Origin of the sequence: Streptomyces sp. NPDC096176 (assembly GCF_044763255.1) — a bacterium.
Lineage (GTDB): Bacteria > Actinomycetota > Actinomycetes > Streptomycetales > Streptomycetaceae > Streptomyces.
The window spans coordinates 96,798-117,030 of record NZ_JBIWFV010000007.1 but is presented as its reverse complement, the minus strand read 5'-3'; the positions used below and the strand labels follow the sequence as shown (position 1 = coordinate 117,030).

General features: G+C 71.2%; 15 protein-coding genes and 1 pseudogene. 9 read left to right on the top strand and 7 right to left on the bottom strand.

Annotated features, from left to right (window positions below):
• Positions 1 to 188: 188 nt before the first annotated feature.
• The 4 genes and pseudogenes from ACIQ7Q_RS20740 (at position 189) to ACIQ7Q_RS20725 (ending at position 3,904) form a co-directional block, all read left to right on the top strand.
• The gene (locus ACIQ7Q_RS20740; RefSeq protein WP_403863873.1) at positions 189 to 1,331 is read left to right on the top strand and encodes a S1 family peptidase; all 1,143 of its coding nucleotides are present in this window, start codon (positions 189 to 191) and stop codon (positions 1,329 to 1,331) included.
• Between the two features lie 471 nt (positions 1,332 to 1,802).
• A pseudogene (locus tag ACIQ7Q_RS20735) lies at positions 1,803 to 2,149 on the top strand (substrate-binding domain-containing protein); the annotation flags it as partial.
• A 46-nt stretch (positions 2,150 to 2,195) separates the two neighbouring features.
• Positions 2,196 to 3,527, top strand: a complete 1,332-nt coding sequence (locus ACIQ7Q_RS20730) for a hypothetical protein (RefSeq protein ID WP_403863870.1) — start codon at positions 2,196 to 2,198, stop codon at positions 3,525 to 3,527.
• A complete protein-coding gene (locus ACIQ7Q_RS20725; protein WP_403863867.1) occupies positions 3,518 to 3,904 on the top strand; it encodes a VOC family protein in 387 nt (128 codons plus the stop codon). Before ACIQ7Q_RS20730 ends, ACIQ7Q_RS20725 begins: the two co-directional genes overlap by 10 nt.
• Before the next feature lie 67 nt (positions 3,905 to 3,971).
• Here ACIQ7Q_RS20725 and ACIQ7Q_RS20720 read toward each other — a convergent pair whose 3' ends face one another.
• Positions 3,972 to 8,576: a glycoside hydrolase family 2 TIM barrel-domain containing protein gene (locus tag ACIQ7Q_RS20720; protein ID WP_403863864.1), complete on the bottom strand. Its 4,605-nt coding sequence runs from the start codon at positions 8,574 to 8,576 to the stop codon at positions 3,972 to 3,974.
• A 307-nt stretch (positions 8,577 to 8,883) separates the two neighbouring features.
• On the bottom strand, positions 8,884 to 9,408 hold the full coding sequence (locus ACIQ7Q_RS20715) for a transglycosylase SLT domain-containing protein (RefSeq protein WP_403863862.1): 525 nt from the start codon (positions 9,406 to 9,408) through the stop codon (positions 8,884 to 8,886).
• 435 nt (positions 9,409 to 9,843) lie between these two features.
• On the opposite strand from ACIQ7Q_RS20715, the gene ACIQ7Q_RS20710 reads away from it, so the two are divergent.
• The gene (locus ACIQ7Q_RS20710) at positions 9,844 to 10,344 is read left to right on the top strand and encodes a GNAT family N-acetyltransferase (protein WP_403863859.1); all 501 of its coding nucleotides are present in this window, start codon (positions 9,844 to 9,846) and stop codon (positions 10,342 to 10,344) included.
• 88 nt (positions 10,345 to 10,432) lie between these two features.
• On the opposite strand, the gene ACIQ7Q_RS20705 is transcribed toward ACIQ7Q_RS20710, so the two are convergent.
• From ACIQ7Q_RS20705 to ACIQ7Q_RS20695, 3 genes are all read right to left on the bottom strand, one after another.
• The gene (locus ACIQ7Q_RS20705) at positions 10,433 to 11,803 is read right to left on the bottom strand and encodes an MFS transporter (RefSeq protein ID WP_403863856.1); all 1,371 of its coding nucleotides are present in this window, start codon (positions 11,801 to 11,803) and stop codon (positions 10,433 to 10,435) included.
• Between the two features lie 250 nt (positions 11,804 to 12,053).
• Positions 12,054 to 12,524 (bottom strand): RpiB/LacA/LacB family sugar-phosphate isomerase, encoded by a 471-nt coding sequence (locus tag ACIQ7Q_RS20700; RefSeq protein ID WP_403863853.1) that lies wholly within the window; start codon positions 12,522 to 12,524, stop codon positions 12,054 to 12,056.
• 63 nt (positions 12,525 to 12,587) lie between these two features.
• Positions 12,588 to 13,598, bottom strand: a complete 1,011-nt coding sequence (locus ACIQ7Q_RS20695; RefSeq protein ID WP_403863850.1) for a LacI family DNA-binding transcriptional regulator — start codon at positions 13,596 to 13,598, stop codon at positions 12,588 to 12,590.
• A gap of 303 nt (positions 13,599 to 13,901) precedes the next feature.
• Here ACIQ7Q_RS20695 and ACIQ7Q_RS20690 point away from each other — a divergent pair, with 303 nt between their 5' ends.
• The gene (locus ACIQ7Q_RS20690) at positions 13,902 to 14,630 is read left to right on the top strand and encodes an SDR family oxidoreductase (protein ID WP_403863847.1); all 729 of its coding nucleotides are present in this window, start codon (positions 13,902 to 13,904) and stop codon (positions 14,628 to 14,630) included.
• A gap of 164 nt (positions 14,631 to 14,794) precedes the next feature.
• Positions 14,795 to 17,020 carry a catalase gene (locus ACIQ7Q_RS20685; protein ID WP_403863844.1) on the top strand — a complete coding sequence of 742 codons (2,226 nt, stop codon included), beginning with the start codon at positions 14,795 to 14,797 and terminating at the stop codon, positions 17,018 to 17,020.
• A gap of 99 nt (positions 17,021 to 17,119) precedes the next feature.
• Here the strand turns inward: ACIQ7Q_RS20685 and ACIQ7Q_RS20680 are convergent, their stop codons facing one another.
• Positions 17,120 to 17,887, bottom strand: coding sequence for a class E sortase (locus ACIQ7Q_RS20680; protein ID WP_403863841.1), 768 nt, complete (start codon positions 17,885 to 17,887; stop codon positions 17,120 to 17,122).
• Between the two features lie 229 nt (positions 17,888 to 18,116).
• On the opposite strand from ACIQ7Q_RS20680, the gene ACIQ7Q_RS20675 reads away from it, so the two are divergent.
• Together ACIQ7Q_RS20675 and ACIQ7Q_RS20670 are read left to right on the top strand one after the other, a co-directional pair.
• Positions 18,117 to 18,530 carry a helix-turn-helix transcriptional regulator gene (locus tag ACIQ7Q_RS20675; RefSeq protein ID WP_403864780.1) on the top strand — a complete coding sequence of 138 codons (414 nt, stop codon included), beginning with the start codon at positions 18,117 to 18,119 and terminating at the stop codon, positions 18,528 to 18,530.
• Between the two features lie 58 nt (positions 18,531 to 18,588).
• Positions 18,589 to 19,035: a VOC family protein gene (locus ACIQ7Q_RS20670; RefSeq protein WP_403863838.1), complete on the top strand. Its 447-nt coding sequence runs from the start codon at positions 18,589 to 18,591 to the stop codon at positions 19,033 to 19,035.
• Positions 19,036 to 19,060: 25 nt separating this feature from the next.
• Here ACIQ7Q_RS20670 and ACIQ7Q_RS20665 read toward each other — a convergent pair whose 3' ends face one another.
• Complete coding sequence (locus ACIQ7Q_RS20665) at positions 19,061 to 20,224, bottom strand: aromatic acid exporter family protein (RefSeq protein WP_403863835.1); 1,164 nt, start codon at positions 20,222 to 20,224, stop codon at positions 19,061 to 19,063.
• Positions 20,225 to 20,233: the final 9 nt, after the last annotated feature.

Here is a 20,233-nt window from a genome sequence, read left to right as displayed (position 1 = left end):
CATTTCCCTCACGCCCGGTTCCCGCCCTGGGGGCGCCCGGTTCCCGGCCGGGCAGCAACCCTTGGCATGGACCTGTCGGACGCTTTCGGCTACGATCCGGCCGAGCGCTGCTGAGAGCGCTCTCAGAACGTGCGCTTGTTCCGCCCCCACCTCGCGGGAACAACCGAAAGGTCAACGCCTTGAGACGCATGACAGTCATACGCACGGGCCTGTCCGCACTCCTCCTGCTGGGCGCCTGGGCCGGCGTCGGCACCGGCCCGGCCGCCGCCGCGCCCGAAACGGCTTCCGCAGCGGAGCCGCAGCTCTCCCCGGGCCTGCTCGCCGCCATGCAGCGCGACCTCGGACTCGGCGCGGAGCAGGCCGAAGCCCGCCTCGCTGCGGAGAAGACAGCGACCGCCGTCGAACGAAAGGCCCGGCGTGCCGCCGGACCGGCCTACGGCGGCTCCTGGTTCGACGTGAAGACGGCCGAACTGACCGTGGCCCTCACCGACGCCCGCAAGGCCGATGCCGTACGGTCAACGGGCGCCAGAGTCACGCTGGTGTCGCACAGCGCACGACACCTCGACTCGGTCAAGCGTCAGATCGACGGGCTGAAGGCCCCGGCCGGGGTGAGCAGTTGGCATGTCGACCCGAAGGCCAACCGGATCGTCGTGAACGTGGTCGCCTCCGAGCGGCGCGACAACGATGTCCAGGCGTTCCTGGACCGGGCGCGGGCGGCCGGTCCGATCGCGGTCGAGGAGACCACCGAGGCTCCGACACCCTTCGCGGCCGGAACCGTCGGCGGCGACCCGTACTACACCGGCAACGTCCGCTGCTCCATCGGCTTCTCCGTGCACGGTGGCTTCGTCACCGCCGGGCACTGCGGCAGGGCGGGCGCGGCGGTCCGCGGCTGGGACGGCTCCCACATCGGCACCTTCCAGGGGTCGTCGTTCCCCGGCGACGACTACGCATGGGTGAGTGTCGGCAGCGGCTGGTGGACCGTCCCCGTGGTCCTCGGCTGGGGAACCGTCCCCGACCAGCTGGTCCGTGGCTCGGCCGAAGCCCCGATCGGCGCGTCGGTCTGCCGCTCGGGCTCCACGACGCACTGGCACTGCGGCAGCGTCCTCGCGAAGAACGAGACCGTCAACTACAGCCAGGGCGCGGTCCATCAGATGACCAAGACGAGTGTGTGCGCCGAGCCCGGCGACTCGGGCGGCTCTTTCATCAGCGGCGACCAGGCGCAGGGTGTGACCTCGGGCGGGTGGGGCAACTGCAACGGCGGCGGCCAGACATGGCACCAGCCGGTCAACGAGATCCTCGGCCGCTACGGCCTCCGCCTCCACACTGCCTGACGCAGCACCGCCGCCACCGGTCGGAGGCCGTCCGTGCGGCCGGCCCCCGACCGCGACCGCGGGCAGGGGGCTCAGGTCCGCAGACCCGGCCGAAGTACCCGGTCAGCTCCGGGCCCCCGGCCGGGCTGTACCGCAGCCCCACATAGCCGTCCGGGCGGACCACGAACCCGGCCGGCGCCCTGCACGCGGTACAAGCGCCGGAACTCGCCACGACTGTCCCGCCACGCCTGCACGTCCGTGCCGTCGCCACTCGGGTCGGTCGGCACTTCAGGATGGAGAACCAGATGGCACTCCACTTGTCGGTGCGTCAGATACCGGGGCTGACAGCCAGTTCGCGTACTGCTGCAACGCGGCGTCGTCGTCCGCGTACAGCAGCAGCACGTGACCGTCGCACCCGCGCAGCAGGTCGAACAGCCGCACGGGGAACGTGGCGATCGGTCCGGCGAGTCCGCCGCAGTCGGGCGCCCGGTCGCCGGCGTCCGGTCCGTTGTGCTCCGAGGCACGGGCCCCGACGACCTGATCGCCGTCGGCGCGATGCGCACGCTCACCGAACGTGGCCTGACCGTGCCCGGCGACGTCGCCGTCGTCGGGTTCGACGACATCGAGGAGGGCCGGTACGGGGCCACCACGCTGACCACCATCTCCCCCGACGAGGAGGCCATCGCCCGCCTCGCCGTCGACAGCCTCGTCGAACGTCTCGCCGGTGCCGCGGAGCACGAAAGCGACGCCGGCGTCCCGGCTACCGGCTCGTCGTCCGGGAGTCGACCACCCGTCCCGGTCCGATCACGTCAAGCACCGGTCCCGCACGCGACCGTTGAACACACTCGGTCCTGTCCCGGGCGCGGGACCGGGTACGGTGCTGATGTGGTGATCACAGGGGAGAACCGGGGGAACCGGGAGAATACGGCACCCGGGACCGCGCTGCTCCTCGCAGCCGCTCCCGCGGGCAGGGGCCGTCTCATCGACGCCGCGTCCGCGCTGCCCGCGCTCGCGGCCGTCCCGGCGGACGTCCTCGCCGGTACGGCGGGCGCCACCGCGGCCACGGTGATCGAGCTCGCGGACCCTCTCGACCCCCAGACCGTTCTCACCCGCATACGCGCCGCGGCCGCAGCGCCGGGACCGCTGCACCTGTATCTCGCCGGGCAGTTGCACGTGGACCGCAAGCAGCGGCTGCTGCACCTCGCCCTCGGCCGTACGGCGCAGACGACCCTGCGCTACACCGCCCTGCCCTGGCACTGGCTGGCCGGTGAGATCAAGGCCAGACGCCCGGGCACCACCACGGTGGTCCTCGATCTCGTCGCCGACACGGAAGCCTGGGGGCAGGTGACCGGCGGCCACACGGACCTCGGTCCCGGAACGCAGGTGTACGGAAGGATCGCGCCCGCCCCCGGTCGCCGCACCGTCGCAACCCCCCTCTACCTGAAGGCGCTGGCCGCGATCTGGCGCAGCGGAGCGCGGCCGCCGCTTCCGCAGCTGCACGAACAAGTGGTCATGCAGGCAGGCGCCGACGGTGCACTGATCTTCGCGGCAGGCCCGGGAACCGTCACCGAACCCGTGCACCCGCGACCAGACGCGCCGGTGTCCGTGCCGAGACCGGTGAACGCGTCGCGCACCGCGCCGTTGCCCGCCGCTCCCACCGCGCCGCCGCCTGACGGGAGTGACCCGCACCCGGCGATACTCGCCGCCGCGGCGGCGGGACGCCACGCGGAGGCCGCGACGGCCGCCGCGGCGCGCGAGAACGAGGCGCTGCGCGCCCACGGCCCCGGGTCGCCGCAGGCCTTGCACTGGCTGGAAGTACGCGCGGATCTCGCGCGCCTCGCCCAGGAACCGGCGCGCAGCTGCGAATTGTGGATGACCGCCGCCGACGTCCGCCTCGGCAGGCAGCAGACCGTGGACGATCCGGACGTGGAGGCGGCCGTGGACCGCGCCCACCATCAGTGGGAGCAGATCCGGGACGCAGTCCGGGCCCGTCAACTCGCCCCCGCGCTGGTCGCGTTGCGCCGACGCATACCGGGCCGCCAGCGCGGCGCGCTGCAGCTGCTTCAGCGCCGCCTGGAGCAGCTCCACGACGATCGGCGTCGGGACGGCGCCGTTGACACCGTAAGGGCGGACGCGGCCTTGCGGGCATCGGTGCCGGTCGGTGAGGATCTTGTCCGGATCGAATGTGAACAGGGGAGGACCGAACCATGCGAGTGAAGGACTTCGACCACTTGGTGCTCAATGTCCAGGACGTGGAGCGCACCCTGGAGTTCTACTGCGGACTGCTCGGTCTCGAGCCCGTACGTGTGGACGAGTGGCGGGCCGGCAAGGCGCCGTTCCCCTCCGTGCGGATCACCCCGACCACGATCATCGACTTCGTCAGCCGGCCCCGCGGCGAGTCCAACGTCGACCACATCTGCCTGGTCGTCGACCCACTGGACTGGCAGGAGGTCATCGACTCGGGGACCTTCACCGTCCTGGAGGGGCCGGTCGACCGTTACGGCGCCCGCGGAAACGCCCAGTCGATCTACGTGCAGGACCCCGACGGCAACACCGTCGAGCTGCGCTGGTACCCGCAGGACGTCGACAAGTAGTCCCTGCAGCGGCCGGGACCACTCGCACCCGCCCGAGTCCCGAGCCGCCCCTCCCCGAGCGCCGCGCTCATCCCGCCCGACAGCGCAGGCGGGCCGCCGCCCAGTCGGCGTGGTCGTGCGCGGTGCCGTCGCCGCCGCCCGTCACCCGCAGACGCAGCCGCTGCGCACCGGCGACGGACGCCTGCACGTGCACGGCCGCACTTCCGCCCCTGAGCACGTCGGTCACATGGACGCGCCTCGTGTCGGCGTACACCTCGAACACGACACTGCCGCGCCCGCCCGTCTCGTCGTCCACACCGACATCGGCGGTGAACGTCGAACAGTTGCCGCCCAGATGGACCTCCACCGTCGACAACGCGTGCACCCCCAGGCCGCGCTCGTACGTTGTGCCGCCGACGGAGAGCCGGCCGCCGTCACCGGGGAGCGACTCGCCGTTGGCGGTGTCCCGTTCGACCGGACCCCAGCCGTTGTCCTCCGCGACGAAGTCCAGCGCCGACACCGGCACGTCGTCGGTCGGGCGGGGCGGGGTGCCCTCGAGTTCGGCCACGCCCTCGCCGCCGACCCTCGCACCGTCCACGGAGGTGGCGGACACCTGTGCAACGACCGGCCGTCTGCCGTCGGAGCTGCCCGCACGCCGCGTGATCACAGTGCCCGCCGACACGGCCCCGCCCGGCTCGACATCGCCGAGCCTCAACGACCGGTCCGCCGCGGACCATCCGCCGGGCAGATCGAGCGCCGCGGCGACGGCCCGCAGAGGGGTGTCACACCTGTTGGTGACCGTCAGTGTCGCCCGGGTCGATTCGCCCGTCGCCAGCCCGGATCGCGCCGCCGCCAGTGCCACGTCCGGCGTGCACACCACCGGCCCGCGCGGGATGCCCCTCCGCGCCTCCGCGCCGGTCAGGGGGCGCAGCCGAAGCGTGTAGGCGTACTCCCGGTCGGGCTCCACCTGGTACTCGGGCAGCACCGTGTGGAACGTCTCGCTCACGCCGCTCACCGCGTGATCCAGGTGCAGGGTGTTGCCCTCCGGATCCTTCTGCAGAGCGAACGGATACGCGGCACGGTCGATATCGGTGTAGGGCGTCACGCTCGCCGAGAAGTCCCCGGCCACCAGCAGACCGCTCCGGCCGTCCGACAGCGACGCCCAGCGGACGTCTTCGTGGTTCCCGTAGTCCTGCGGCTGGTGGTAGGCGGTGAACTGCTCGTCCACGTCGGTCGCGTACACGCCGACGGGAGCGCCGTCCACGCGGTCGTTGTAGTTCTCCTGCGGCCCGCGCCCGTACCAGGTGAAGGTGTCGAAGCCGTCCGGCATCCGGAGGGACAGCCCGATCCGCGGCAGGTAGGGCACCTTGCGGGCCCGGCCCCGCGCCTCCACCCGGTGGTCGATCCGCAACTCCCCACTGCCGGTGACGGTGTACCGCAGGCCCTGCCGGAACGACGAGTCCTTGACACCGGGGGCAGCGACCGCGCCGGGGGCCGTGACGGTGACCGCTCCCTCCTCCACCGCGATGTGTGCCTTCCCCGGCACCGTCCTCAGCCGGTCCAGGCCGGCCGCGCGCCACGGCCGGTCCTCCGAAGCCACCTCGTTGCTGACCGGCGGCCGCCACACATCCAACCGCGGCCCGGCGCTGAGCAGTTCACGTCCACCGGACTTCATGGAGACCAGCTCGCCGCTGTCCCGCCGGAAGGCGTAGGAGAAACCGTCGCCCGATACCGTGAGCAGGTCGCCGTCCCCGCCCGTGCGCAGAGGGCCGGGCGCGCCGGCCCGCACGACCCCCGCGAGCCGGCGGCCGCCGATGCCGAACTGCTCGACGGCGACCACGTGCCCGGCCTCCGCCCAGGGGGTGTCGACCGCCTGCACCGCCTCGACGGTCAGCCTCCGGTCGGCGCCCTTCGGATTGGCCGGCGGCGTCGGCAGCCGGACCTGCGCCGTCTCCCCGGGGGCGACCTGGAAGCTCCTGGTGCCTCTGGCGAGCGTCCTCGCCCCCTCGATGATCCTCCACCGCAGCCGCAGGTCCTCGGTACCGGTGAAGGCACGCTCGTTGAGGACGCCGATCCTGCCCTGCTCGGCGCCGGCGTCCGAGAAGCGGACGGGCGCGTGGACTGCCGCCATCGCCCGTGCTTCCGGCTGCACGGTCCGGTCCGCGGAGACGACACCGTCGACGCCGCTGGTGCCCGCGCCGTAGGAGTAGTACTCGCCCTTGCTGGTGAGCTCGTCGAAGTCCAGGGCGAGGACCGCCTCCGCCGCCGGGTCGTCGGCCAGGCGGCGCGGTGTGAGGGCCTGGTGGTAGACACGGACCTGGTCGATCGTGCCGTGAGCCATGCGGCCCCGGGTGTGCTCCTGGTCGCTCTCCGGGTCACGGCCGATGTTCACCGGCTGGGCGGAGTAGGTGACCATCCCCTTCCACCTGGTCTCCGCCGCGTGCTCGCTGTCGATGAACAGCCGGACCGCGGAGCCGTCGAACGTGCCGGAGACGCGGTGCCAGTTGCCGTACCAGTCGCGGGGGACGTCCGCCGCCGCGATGTGCCGTGAGCCGCCGCCGTGGACGACGAACTCCAGCGTGTCCCGGTCCCTCATCTGCAACGCGTAGCTGTGGCTGCCCTTGGCGACGATCGTGAAGTCGCCGGTCCAGTCGGCCGGTTCGACCCAGGCGTCCACCGTGAGGGCGTCCGCGACCCGGTCGAGCTCGGGAGCCCGGTGAACCTCCACGAAGTCGTCGAGTCCGGAGAGTGCGAGGGCCTTGCCGCGGTACCCGGCGACATGGTCCGGCATTCCGGTCAGGAAGGTCAGGATGCCGTTGCCGGAGGAGTCGGGCGTGGTGATCAGCGGCTGCTCGATGTTCTGCTCCGCCCAGTCCCAGATGTAGCCGCCCTGGACCTGTGGATAAGCGCGCACGACGTTCCAGAACTCGCGGAAGTTCCCGAGCGAGTTGCCCATGGCGTGCGCGTACTCGCCCATGATGACGGGCTTCTCGGTGACCTTCGCCTTCGCCTCCAGGCTCGCCGGCGAGGGATAGCGCGGACCCCACACATCAGCGAACGGGGCGTCCCCGTCAGGGGTGTTGGGCTGGTGATAGACCGGACGCGACGGGTCGTTCCGCTCGAGGAACGCGGCCATCGCGTCATGCGCCCTGCCCAGCCCGGCTTCGTTGCCGGTGTCCCACATGAAGACGCTCGGATGGTTCTTGTCCCGCTCGTACATGCCGGTGAGCCGGTCCATGAAGGCGGCCTGCCACTCGGGGAGATCGGCAAGGCAGTCGTGGGGGCAGCGGTCGTGGTGATGGGTCTCGACCTCCACCTCGTCGTCGATCCACAGCCCCTGCTCGTCGGCGAGCTCGTACAGGTAGGGGTCGGACGGGTAGTGGGCGGTGCGCACGGAGTTGATGTTGAGCCGCTTCATCAGGGCCACGTCGGACTCGGTGCGTCGGCGCGTCGAATGGCGCCCGGTCCGCGGGTCGGTCTCGGCGCGGTTGACGCCCTTGACGAGGATGCGTTCGCCGTTGACGAGGAGCTGCCTGTCCCTGATCTCGATCTCGCGGAATCCGACCGGCTGGACGGTGGTGTGCGTCACCCTGCCGTCCGGGCCGTGGAGTTGCACCACGAGCCGGTGCAGGTTCGGCGTCTCGTCGGTCCACTTCGCGGGATCGTCCACGTCGGCCGTGAGGGTGACCGAAGCGGAGCCCTTGCCCGGGCCCACCGAGCCCGACAACGTGGTCACCCGGCGGCCGCTGTGGTCGTGGAGTGTCGCGGTGACCCGACGCGTGCCCGTGGCCACCGCCTCACCCTTCTCTCCCTTGGCGGCGACTTCGATCTCGGCGGTCAGCCGCGCGTCACGGTGGGCGGAGTCCAGATCCGTCCTCAGCGTGATGTCGCGCAGATAGGTCGCAGGGGTGGAGTACAGACCGACCGAGCGGAAGACACCGGCGAATCGCCACTGGTCGTAGTCCTCGAGATGGGATCCCGCGCTCCAGCGGTGCACCTGCAGTGCGACGGTGTTCCTGCCCGGCCGCAGATGCTCGCTGATGTCGAATTCCGCGGGGGTGTAGCCGCCTTGGTCGTAGCCGGCGTACGCGCCGTTCACCCACACCAGAAAGCCGCTGGTGACGCCGTCGAAGCGCAGAAACGTACGCCGCCGCTCCCAGCTCGTGGGGAGATCGAAGGTGCGGACGTAGGCGCCCGTGGGGTTGACGTCATGCGGCACCTTCGGAGGGGCGTCGGGATACATCTCGGTGGGGATGTTGCGGAACACCGGATGATCGAGGCCGTCCGTCTGCCAGGTGTGCGGCACCTTCACACTGCGCCAGCCGCTACCGCCGGTGTCATATCCCCCCGTGGCGAAGCCCTCGGGGACGTCCTCCGGGCGCTCTGACATGTGCAGCTTCCATGTGCCGTCGAGTGACGCCGTCCACACGGTGCCATTCTCGCCGCCGTCCTCGCCGTCCCCGCCGTCCAGTGCGTCGCGGGCATCGGCGTACGGAATCAGCGGGGCGTGCGGCGGCTCCTGGCCGACGCCGGTCACTCGCGGATCTTCCAGCAGCCGGTACACGTCCGCAGGCGGTTCCTGGCCGGACCCGGCGGCGAGAGGCGCGGGCGCGGCCGCCGCGATCGCGACGGCTAGGACGGAAAGTCCACGCAGAACGCGGCTGAATCGGGGAACGCGGCTGAATCGGGGCACCTGCTGCTCCACCTCTTCCAAAGGCGCGAACCGCTCCGGAGATCAACAGGTCGGGACAGTAGCGAACGCCGACGGCGTGGCCCGGGCGGGTGGGTGGCAGGCGCGCGAGATTGGCTCGTACGGCCCTGCCTGCCCCGTTCCCGGCCCCGGCCGGGAACGGGGCAGGCAGGGCCACCCCGAGCCGCCCGGCCGGGCCCGCGTGCACACGACCCCGGCCGCGGGAATCCGCGACCGGGGTCGTGTGGGGGACCGGGCCTTCCCGGCCCGGAAATGACCGAGCGGGGCGCGACTCGGGCCGGGGGAAGGATCAGTAGGCGGAGTCGACGTTGTCGATCGAGCCGTACTTGTCGGCCGCGTAGTTGGCGGCCGCGGTGATGTTGGCGACCGGGTCGGTCAGGTCATGCGGGGTGCCGGGCACGTGGTAGGCGTCGAACGTCGGCTGGATGACCTGGAGCAGGCCCTTCGACGGCGTGCCGTTCTGCGCGTTCACATCCCAGTTGTTCTGGGCGTTCGGGTTGCCGGACGACTCACGCATGATGTTGCGGTGCAGGCCCTCGTAGCTGCCGGGGATGTCCTTGGACTTCATGATGTCCAGGGATTCCTTGATCCAGCCGTCGAGGTTGTCGGCGTACTGCTTCTTCGCCTTCTTCGCCGGAGCGTCCGCCGCCGACACCTGGGCCGCCGCGACGTTCGCCGACACCGGTGCAGCCTGGGCGGCCGACGGCGCCAGGGTGAGGGCCGCTGCTGCGGCACCCGCCGTGGCTATGCCCGCGACGGAGAGCTTGCGGAATCGGGCGATGCGGCTGCTGGTGTTCTTGGTGGTGGCGGTCATACGGGGGTAACTCCATCTGAAGACAACGTGGGGATGCCGACCGAATGCGGTGATGCGGTGCGGCACAGGCGGAGGAGATCTCCACCTGGCGGCCGGAGCGGTCGAGCGGACACGTTCTGCTGTCCGGCCCTGCGCCGGGCTCCCCGGAACGACAGCCATGGTTAGGGGCGCTTCGAACGGAGCGCAAGGATGTGACGTACTACCCGACTACAGAGCAAATGTCCGAAATGGTTTGGCCCGCGCGCCCTGGTGCCGGATCCAGGGCCGGTTGGTCCACTACCTCCCTTAGGACGTGACGTGGGCCCTATGCGGGGCATCACAGCCGCGGCGTCCTTCCGGGGCGTCCGCATGACTCACGGTCGACGAATCTCACGCTCCGTGCCCATGTGCGCGAAAGTGCGGCGTCCGTCGGCAGCCCAGTGGCATGATCCGGCCGTGGACACACGCACGAAGGCAGACGCGATACAGACGGAGCGGCCCCTGGAATGGGTCACGAGGCCCGCTGGGACGGCAGACGTCGAGGCGATTGCGGAGCTGCGGGCCGTGGTGATGCGCCCGGACCTGGAACGGCTGTGTCGGTTCGACGAGCATCGGGTCCGGCAGCGGCTGCGCGACTCCTTCTCCCCGCAGCACACGTCGGTCGTCCTGGTCGCCGGCGCCTTCGCGGGCTGCGTCACACTGCGTCCGGCCGATGGCGGGCAGTGGCTGGAGCACTTCTATCTCGCCCCGGAAGTCCAGGGTCGGGGGCTCGGTTCGGCTGTCCTGCGAACACTGCTGGACCGGACCGATGCCGACGGCTCGTTCGCCCGCCTGAACGTTCTGCAGGGCAGCGCCGCCCGACGGCTGTACGAGCGCCACGGATTCACTGTGGAGATTCAGGACCCGATTGACGTCTACATGGTGCGACGGCCGGGCGCGGTACCCCTCGGAACGTGACCCTTTGCCGAAAGCGGAAGGCGGGGCGGCGGAACCTCCAAGAGGTCCCGCCGCCCCGCCGCCCCGCCGAGCGCTTGCTCTCGCCGCGTCAGGGGCGCTTCTGGGGCATGTCGCTCCGAGAGCCCTGCTGGGCGGGCAGGCCGTCGAGGGTGGCGAGCGTCCCGACGTCGGGGACCGCCCGCTGCGCGGGGCCCCACGTCTCGCGCGTCACGAGCACGCCCACGAGGCCGATGACGGCCACGCCGACGTAGAAGCCGGCGGGACCCCACCACCCGAAGGAGTCGGCGAGCAGCACGGCGATGAACGGTGCGAAGCCTGCCACCGATGCTGCGGTCTGGTATCCCAGGGAGGCTCCCGAGGTGCGGGTGCCGGTGCGGAACAGCTCGGCGAACCAAGCCGCCTGAGTACCCGTCAGCGCAGCGTGGATGACACCGATGGCGATGAGGAAGACGAGCACGATCAGAGCCGGGGCGCCGGTGTTGGCCATCATGTACATCGGGATGCCGAAGGCCACCGCGAGCAGGCAACCGACGAGATAGACCGGCCGACGCCCGACACGGTCGGTCAGGGCGCCGGACAGGACCGTTGTGGCGACGGCCAGCAGGCTCGCGATGACAACGCCGGCGAGTGCGACGCTGCGGTCGTCGGGGTCGCGGTCCGTGATGTACGACAGCAGGTACGTAGCGGTGAGGTAGTAGGCGCAGGACTCGACCACACGCAGGGCGATGATGCGGAGGATGTTGCGCCAGTCGTCGCGGAGCACGGCGGCGAGCGGGTTGCGCACCGTGCCGCCCTCGGCCTTGGCCGTCTCGAACTCCGGTGACTCGCTGAGCTTCATCCGGACGACGAGCCCGACGACGATCAGCAGGGAGCTGGCCAGGAACGGCAGGCGCCACGCCCAGTCGCCGTCGAGGGAGGCGGACAGCAGAAAGGCGATGTTGGCCAGCGCGATGCCGAGCGGGTTGCCGGCCTGGGGTATCGCCGCGTACAGACCGCGCCGCCTGCGGGGCGCGTGCTCGTACGTCATCATCACGGCTCCGCCCCACTCGGCGCCGAACGCGAGGCCCTGCACACAGCGGATCGCGACGAGCAGGACCGGGGCGACCACGCCGACCTGCTGGTAGGTGGGGAGCAGCCCGATCAGGACGGTGGCGACGCCCATGGTGAGCAGCGCGCCGACGAGTACGGGCTTACGTCCGTACCGGTCGCCGAGATAGCCGCCGAGGGCTCCGCCGATGGGTCGCATGAGGAAGCCGACGCCGAGGGTGACGAAGGCCAGGAGGGTGCCGACCACGGGATCGGAGTCGGGGAAGAACGCGTCGCCGAAGTAGAGGGCGGCCGCGGTTCCGTACGCGACGAAGTCGTAGTTCTCCACACAGGTGCCTGCTGCCGAGGCGAGTGCGGTCTTGATGCGGCCGGGTCGGGCGTCCGGCGCGGGGGATGTGCTGAGCGCGCTCATGCCGGGATCTCCTTTGATGGCGGTATGCGCGGGGGACGGTTCAGCTCGCCGGCCATGGGAGGGGCCGGTTGTCGTGGAGGGGAGGGGAGGGGAGGGGAGGGGAGGGGAGGGGACGGGAGGGGAGGGGACGGGGGCGCTTTCGCGGGAGGGAACGGGGACTGCGTTGCGGGCCGGCTCGGGAACGGCGGACCGCCGGCAGGGATGCGTGCGGTGGGAGGAACGGGCCGCCCAGAGGATGGGGCGCGGGCGGTCAGAGCCGGTCGGCGAGCTCGCGCGCGGACCGCAGTTCCAGCTCGTGCAGCTTGGCGACGCGCCGCACGGTGTCGTCGTCGTTGTCGAACGTCGCCCCGAGGAACGCCTCCAGCACTTCGGTCGCCGTCCCGGGGCCGATCAGCCAGGCGCCCATGGCGAGGGCGTTGGCGTCGTCGTGTTCGACAGCCTGGTGGGCGGAGTAGACGTCGTGGCCCAGGCCGCACCGGATACCGGCGATCTTGTTGGCCGCCATCAGGGCGCCTGCGCCGGTGCCGCACACCAGCACTGCCCGGTCCGCCTCGCCCTTGCGTACGGCGTCGCAGGTGGCGAACGTGACGTCCGGGAAGTCGACGGGCGTATCGGTGCCCACGCCCCGGTCGAGCACCTCGTGCCCGAGGCGGAGCAGCTCTTGGTGCACATGATCCTTGAGCCCGAGGCCCGCGTGGTCGTTGCCGAGTGCGATACGCATGGCAGGTCCTTTCTGACGAGGTGTGAGGCGGTGGGGATCCCCGGGCCTCCGGGGACGGGAAGGTCAGTCGGCGGGCCGCCCGGTCGAGGACTCCCGCACCACGAGCCGCATCGGGAGCACCACGGACTCACCCGTGCCGCCCTCGATGACCTCCAGCAGGAGCCGCATCGCCCGTTCTCCGAGGGCGCGTGCGTCGTGGGCCACCACGGTCAGGGGCGGATCGATCTCCCCGAACCACTCGATGTCGTCGAAAGCGACCAGAGCCAGATCCGTTCCGATGCGCAGGCCCCTGCGCCGTACCTCGCCCAGGGCGCCGACCGCCATCAGACTGTCGGCGGCCAGCAGGGCTGTCGGGGGACGGTCCGCCGCGAGCAGCGCCGCGGCCGACGCGCTGCCGCTCGCGCTGCGGAAGTCGCCGACGGCGATGAGCTCCGGATCCTGGTCGAGCCCGTGCCGTGCCACGGCGGCGAGGAACGCGTCGTGCCGCGCGCGTCCGGTCGACACCGACGGAGGCCCTCCGATGTATCCGACTCGGGTGTGCCCCTGGGCGGCCAGGTGGGCGACCGCAAGGTCGACCCCCTCCGCGTTGTCCGCCGTCACGCTGGGCACCTCGAACCCCTCGACGGTCCGGTCGACGAACACGAGCGGGGTACGGCCCCGTTCGAGCGCCCGCAGGTTCCCGCTGCCTTCACCTTGCGGGGCGATGATGATGCCGTCGACCCGCTGGGTGAGGAACGCCTCCAGGTAGGTGTCCTGCTGTGCCGTGTCCTCGTTGGCGTTGGCGAGCAGGGTCACGTACGAGGAGGCGAGCGCCGCTTGTTCGGCTCCGTGGGCGACGTCGGCGAAGAAGGGATTGCGCACGTCGGAGACGAGCAGCCCGACGGCATGGCTGCGGGCCGACCGCAGGCCGCGCGCACGGGCGTCGGGACGGTAACCGAGCTCCGTGGCGGCCTGGTTGACCCGCTCGCGAGCCGAGGCGGAGGTTGCCGGATTGCCGGAGAGCACACGCGACGCGGTACCCACGGACACACCCGCTCGCGCTGCCACGTCCTTGATGGTCACACTCGTGTCCATGGGTGCCTTTCGGGCACGGCGCCGCTCAGAGGCCGGCCGGGCGGGGTGTTGGGAGAGTGGGCGGAAACGATTCCATGGAATCGTTTCCAGCGGGATCATGGATGACGTCCGTCCCATGCGTCAAGGGTTGTGACGGACGCACGTGAGCGCACGCGATCCCAGGTCTCGCAGCAGTGACGCCGGCTCAGCAGTCGCTGGACGCGCACTCCGTCGGGCCGGCCGAAGGCCCGGCAGGAGCGTGGTCCAGGGCCCGGCGTTCTAGAGTCGGAACGCCCCGCACCGCCCCCGTGACCGGAGGCCCACTTGTCCCAGCACCTCACCATCGTCACCGGCGGCAGCCGCGGCATCGGCGCCGCGGTCTGCACCCGCCTCGCAGCCGACGGCCACGACGTCGTGGTCGGCTACCGGTCCGACGCGTCCGCCGCGCACGACGTGGCCGAGGCCGTGCGCGCGGCCGGGCGCCGGTCCCTCGCCGTCCAGGTCGACACCGCCGACGAGGCCTCCGTCGACCGCCTCTTCGACAGTGCCGCAGAACTCGGCGTTGTGACCGGACTGGTGAACAACGCGGGTATCAGCGGCCCCAACGGCCGCCTCGCCGACGCCGACGCCGGCGGGATGCGCCGCGCCCTGGAGGTCAACGTCTGGGGCTACCTGCTCTGCGCCCGCCGTGCGGTGCGCGACATGACCCGGTCCGGCGGCGGTGCCATCGTCAACGTCTCCTCCGCCGCGGCGACCCTCGGCAGCCCCGGCCAGTACGTCCACTACGCGGCCACCAAGGCCGCCGTAGACGCCATGACGATCGGCCTGTCCAAGGAGGTCGCCGCCGACGGTGTCCGCGTCAACTGCGTTGCGCCCGGCACCATTTGGACCGATTTCCACGAGGACCCGGAGCGTCCCTCGAAGGTCGCCGTCAACGTCCCGATGGGCCGCGCCGGAGAGCCGCAGGAAATCGCGGGAGCAGTCGCATGGCTGCTCTCCGACGACGCGTCGTACGCGACCGGCGCGATCCTTCGCGTGGCGGGCGGAATGTAGCCGGCGCCGACCGCACCCCGGATGGCTCCGCCCCGGTCTGCGTCATCCACCGGGATGGGGGTACTCATGCTGCTTTCGGCCGGTCGCGGCAGAAGAATCGGCCGGGTATGCCCGAGGTGGAGGCGCCCCTTCCGGCGTCTGCCGCCCGAATCCGTGGAGGACGCATGAACCGGAACGACTCCGGCCCCGAAGACGGCATCCCCGGCGGGCCGGCGCCGCAGTCGCCGGCCTTCGAGGAGCCGACCGAACCACGCGAACCGCTGCCGCCGAAGCCGGACCAGAGCGGGCCTGCGACCGTGAGCCCGACGGGCCAGGAAACCGGAGCCGATCCGGCGGCCCTCGCCCAGGGCGGCGCGTATCTCACGAACGCGCAGGGCACGCGGCTTCCCGACAGCGACCACTCCCTGAAGGCCGGCAGTCGTGGGCCGGTTCTGCTGCAGGACCACCATCTGCGCGAGAAGATCACGCATTTCGACCACGAGCGCATTCCTGAGCGGGTCGTCCACGCGCGCGGAGCCGCCGCACACGGTGTCTTCAAGGGCTATGGCAGCGCCGCGCAGATCACCAAGGCGGCATTTCTGCGCAAGGACGTGGAGACTCCGGTCTTCGTGCGCTTCTCGACCGTGCTCGGCTCGCGCGGTTCAGCGGACACCGTCCGCGACACCCGAGGATTCGCGACCAAGTTCTACACGAGCGAGGGCACGTTCGATCTCGTCGGCAACAACATCCCGGTGTTCTTCATCCAGGACGCGATCAAGTTCCCGGACATCATCCACGCGGGCAAACCGCACCCGGACCGTGAGATCCCGCAGGCACAGAGTGCTCATGACACCTTCTGGGACTTCGTCACCCTCCACACGGAAGCCACTCACCACACGCTGTGGAACATGTCCGACCGCGGCATTCCCCGCTCGTTCCGGATGATGGAGGGATTTGGTGTCCACACCTTCCGGCTGGTCAACGCGGAGGGGGCCACCACTCTGGTCAAGTTCCACTGGAAGCCGAAGCTCGGCGTCCACTCCCTCGTGTGGGAGGAGGCCCAGATCACGAGCGGCATGGACCCTGACTTCCACCGCCGCGACCTCGCCGACGCGATCGAGGCGGGCGCCTACCCGCAGTGGGAACTGGGCGTTCAGACCTTCTCCGACAACGCCGAGCAGATGTTCGAGGGTATCGACCTCCTCGACCCGACGAACATCGTCCCCGAGGAAATGGCCCCGGTGCAGCCGATCGGCCTGTTGACGCTGAACGCCAACCCGTCGAACTTCTTCGCCGAGACCGAGCAGGTGGCCTTCCACCCCGGCCATCTCGTCCCGGGCATCGACATCACGGACGACCCTCTGCTGGCCGGCCGGCTCTTCTCGTACCTCGACACCCAGATCAGCCGGCTCGGCGGCCCGAACTTCGCCCAGATCCCCGTCAACCGCACCCACGCGCCCGTCAACGACATGCTGCGCGACGGTATGCACCAGACGGCCGTGCACCGCGGCACCGCCCCGTACCGGCCCAACTCCCTCGACGGAGGCTGCCCCTTCCAGGCCGGCGCGGACACGGGCGCGTACATCGAGGTGCCCCGCGAGATCCCGGCGGCCAAGAAGGTCCGCGAGGCGCCGGACTCCTTCGCCGACCACTTCAGCCAGCCCCGGCGCTTCTGGCTCAGCATGTCCCCCGTGGAGCGCGAGCACATCATCGCCGCCTACTCCTTCGAGTTGGGCAAGTGCTACGAGCAGGCCATCAAGGAACGAGGGCTGCGCGTCCTCGCCGACATCGACCCCGAGCTGTGCGCCGGGGTCGCCGCCGGCCTCGGCCTGCCCGCGCCCGAGGCGACGGAACCGCTCGCGAACGTCGAACCGAGCCCGGCTCTGTCGCAGATCGGACGGGAGTGGCCGCTGGACGGCCGCGTCATCGGCATCGTCGCCGACGCGGGCTGCGACCTCGACGGCGTCCGTGCCGTGCGCCGCGCCGTGCTCGAGGCGGGCATGGTCCCGCTGGTGGTCGCGCCCGCCGGAGGGGAACTCGGGGCCGGGGGCGAGCCGGTCACGGTGCAGCGCACCTTCGCCACCGCCCGCTCGATCGAGTTCGACGCCCTCCTGCTCGCCGGGGCGCCGGGCCCGGCGGCCGATGCGCTCGGCGCCCGGGACGCCAAAGCGGGGGACCCGGCAGGGCGGAACGCGGGGGTGGACCCCAGGGTGCTGCTGATGCTGTCCGAGGCATTCCGGCACGGCAAAGCCATCGGAGGCTGGGCCGGCGCCGACCGGGTCCTCGAAGCGGCAGGCGTACCGGCCGACGCGCCCGGGGTGGTGAGCGGCGACAGCGGCGACAGCACGCTGCAGGTGATCACCCGGCTGCTCGGCAGGCACCGGGTCTGGGACCGATTCGACGCGGGCTGACCGGACTCGCCGACGCCACCGGCAGGGGCGCCCCACGGGCCCGGCCGGTGGCGTCGCCCGGGCGTATGCGCATCGGCGGCTCTACGGCCCCTCGGGGCTCTACCGCTCGGACACGTCCCGCAGCACGCCGATCTTGTCGATGCGGTGCTCGGGATTGCCCTTGGCGTCGCGCCAGAAGTTGCCGGCCGCGTCGTCCTCCGGCGTCGCGCAGGTCGAGATCGTGATCATCGCCTTGGTGGGCCGCTCCCCGGGATGGCCGGGCACCGGCGCCCGCTGCTCCGCGAGCGAGCGCTCGGAACGGAAGGACGTCTGCCGGGTCTCCGTGATCACGTACTCGTACACCGAACCACCGGCGGCGACGAACACGGAGTCGCCCCTGTCGACGGACGGCAGGTCCCGCAGTGGCCCTCCGGCCGACAGACGATGGGCGGTGACCAGGTAGTTGCCGATCTCGCCCGGTCCGACACCGCCTCGGTCGCCGTACGGGCTGGCAGCCACGCCGCGGTTCTGGATTCGTGTTCCCGGCCAGTCGTCCGTCGTGCCCTCGTACGGGACGACACGCAGGTCGGTGAGACCGATCGACGGTATGGACAGCACAGCGGTCTCGGTCCGGGGGTCGGCCTTGTGCGCCGCGGGCTCGGAGGACCTGGCGGGCACCGAGGGCGCGCCGGCGCCGGGCCCGGAGGCGCCGGCGGCGGTCGGCGACGCCGCGGCGGCCGGGTCCGTGGTGAGCGGAAGGGCCGGCGCGGGGGCGGGCGATGCGGCGGGAACGGCGGCGGACCCCTCGGCGGGGGCGCCGGTGCAGCCCGCGAGGACGGCGCCGAGGATGCCCGCGAGAGCGGGGAGAACCACACGGGAAGGGATCATGAGCAGCCGGAATCCGTAGCCAGGACTTCGGCCGTGGACGAGTCGACTCGATCACGACCAGGAGGCGATGAAAACAGCATAATCCGAGCAGATGTTCCTATCCTGGTCAATCCCCGCCCGCTCCCGCGCCGCCTCGGATCGTGGTCACCCCGCTGTCAGTGCCCCGTGCCAGCATGGGAACGTGACGAACCTGGCCCATCTCCGGCACATGCGACTGGCCAAGGACGCGATGGACCGCGACTGGGCCGAGCCGCTCGACCTCGCCGCGATCGCCGCCCACGCCGGATACTCCCGCTATCACTTCGTGCGGGCGTTCAAGGCGGTGTACGGGCAGACGCCCGGCCGGTACCTCTCGCGGCGCAGGGTCGAGCGGGCCGAGGAGATGCTGCGCACCGCCAATCTGTCCGTCACCGAGATCTGCACCCTCGTCGGGTTCAGCAGCCTGGGGACCTTTTCCGCACGCTTCAAGAAGCAGACCGGTCTGTCGCCGAGCGAGTACCGCGCCAAGCACGTCGGCGGCGGCGCCGGGCTCATCCCCGGGTGTTACGCGATGCTCTGGGCCGGCGGCTTCTCACCTGCGCGTCCGTTGGCCGGGCAGGACGTGAGTTCTGCAGAGCCCCGCAATTCTGAAGAAGCATGCTGAGGCAGCCGCTGCCTACGGTGGCAGAGCCGGAGAACATCACACCTTCCAGGAGCACGACATGATCAAGGGCCTCGCCATTTCCACCGTCTGGGTGCTGGACCAGGACCGGGCCAAGGAGTTCTACACCGAGAAGCTCGGCCTCGAGGTGCGCACGGACATGACGATGGGCGAGGGCGGCATGCGCTGGCTGACCGTGGGCGCCAAGGATCAGCCCGATGTCGAGCTGACGTTGATGGTGCCGGGCGCTCCTTCGATGGACCCCGAGTCGGCCGAAGCCATGAAGACTCTCGTCTCCAAGGGCATTCTCGGCGCGGGCGTCCTGACCACGGACGACATCCACGGCGACTACGAGAAGCTCAAGGCTCGCGGCGTCGAGTTCCTGCAGGAGCCGCAGGAACGCCCCTACGGCACTGAGGCGATCTTCCGCGACGACTCGGGCAACTGGTTCTCGTTCACCCAGCCGCGACAGGGTGACCTCGATCTCGACAAGGACTGGGCCTGCTGACGCTCCTCACGCCGGGTGGGCCCCGTCACGCCGGGTGGGCCGCGCCGCGCCCGGCATCGAGGTCCCGCCCCGCATCGAGGACGTAGAGCAGCTGTTGCGTCTGCGCCGCCAGCCCGCCCACCGCTGTCGCGATCTCACGATCGTGATCGTGGTCCAGCATCTGGGCCTTGAGCCGGCGATGGGTCTCCCAGGCCCGCTCCATCGCTTGGCCCCGTGCATCGCCGTCGGGCCGGGACGCGGTGACCGCGGCCCGGTCCGCCTCGCACACGTCCGCCATCGCGCGGAACAGCTCCGGCAGGCAGCCGAGCACCTGTTCCGGCGGTGCGGCGAGTTTGCGCCAGTCGCCGGCCGTGTCGACCAGCATCCCGGTGACCGACTCGAGATGGTCGGTCACCCGGTACCAGTAGGAGTCCCATTCGCGCGGCGGCGGTTGCGGCCGACGCCGCAGCCGGCGCCCCGGGTTGAAGCGGTAGCTCTCGTCCGTCCACATGCGTGCGTCGCGCAGGCCCTGGAGCGGGCCGGCGAGCCGCCAGGCACGCTCGTACCACTGCTCGGCGCTCGCCCGGGTGTAGCCGTTCTCCACGTCCTGCGCCATGTCGCGCAGCAGCGCCGCGCTGTCACGGCCGAGCCGGTCCAGGCCGGCGCTCACGTTGCGGAGATGGACGGGCGGCAGGATCAGCGCGTTCACGCCGATTCCGATCACCGCCCCCACCAGCGCCTCGAAAAGTCGGTGGAAGACGGCGGTACCGGAGAACGAACTGTAGGCCAGGACGAACACGGCCGTCGTGGGGGCGTAGATGCCCTGGTCACCGAAGCGGGGGTAGTTCCCTAGCAGCACGGTCAGCGGCAGGGCGAGTGCCATCGCCGCCATCGTGTTGCCGGTCAGCGCGGCGGCACCGGCCGCGAGCACAGTGCCGACGCCGATGACGACGAGCTGCTGGACTCCGGCGCGCAGCGAGCGGTAGACGGTGCTCTGCACGAGGACCACGGCCGTCCAGGGCGCCATCAGTGCCATCGGCGCCTGCCACCACCACCCCACGAGCGCCCACGCGAGGATCGCGGCTCCGGCGGCCTTCAGCGACTGGACAGCCAGGTCGCGTTCGGACCCCGATGTCGTCAGGGCCCGGCGTACGGACGCCCCGACCGCCGACAGTTCCCACCCGACGCGCCGCCACCACGCCACGGCCACCTGCAACCT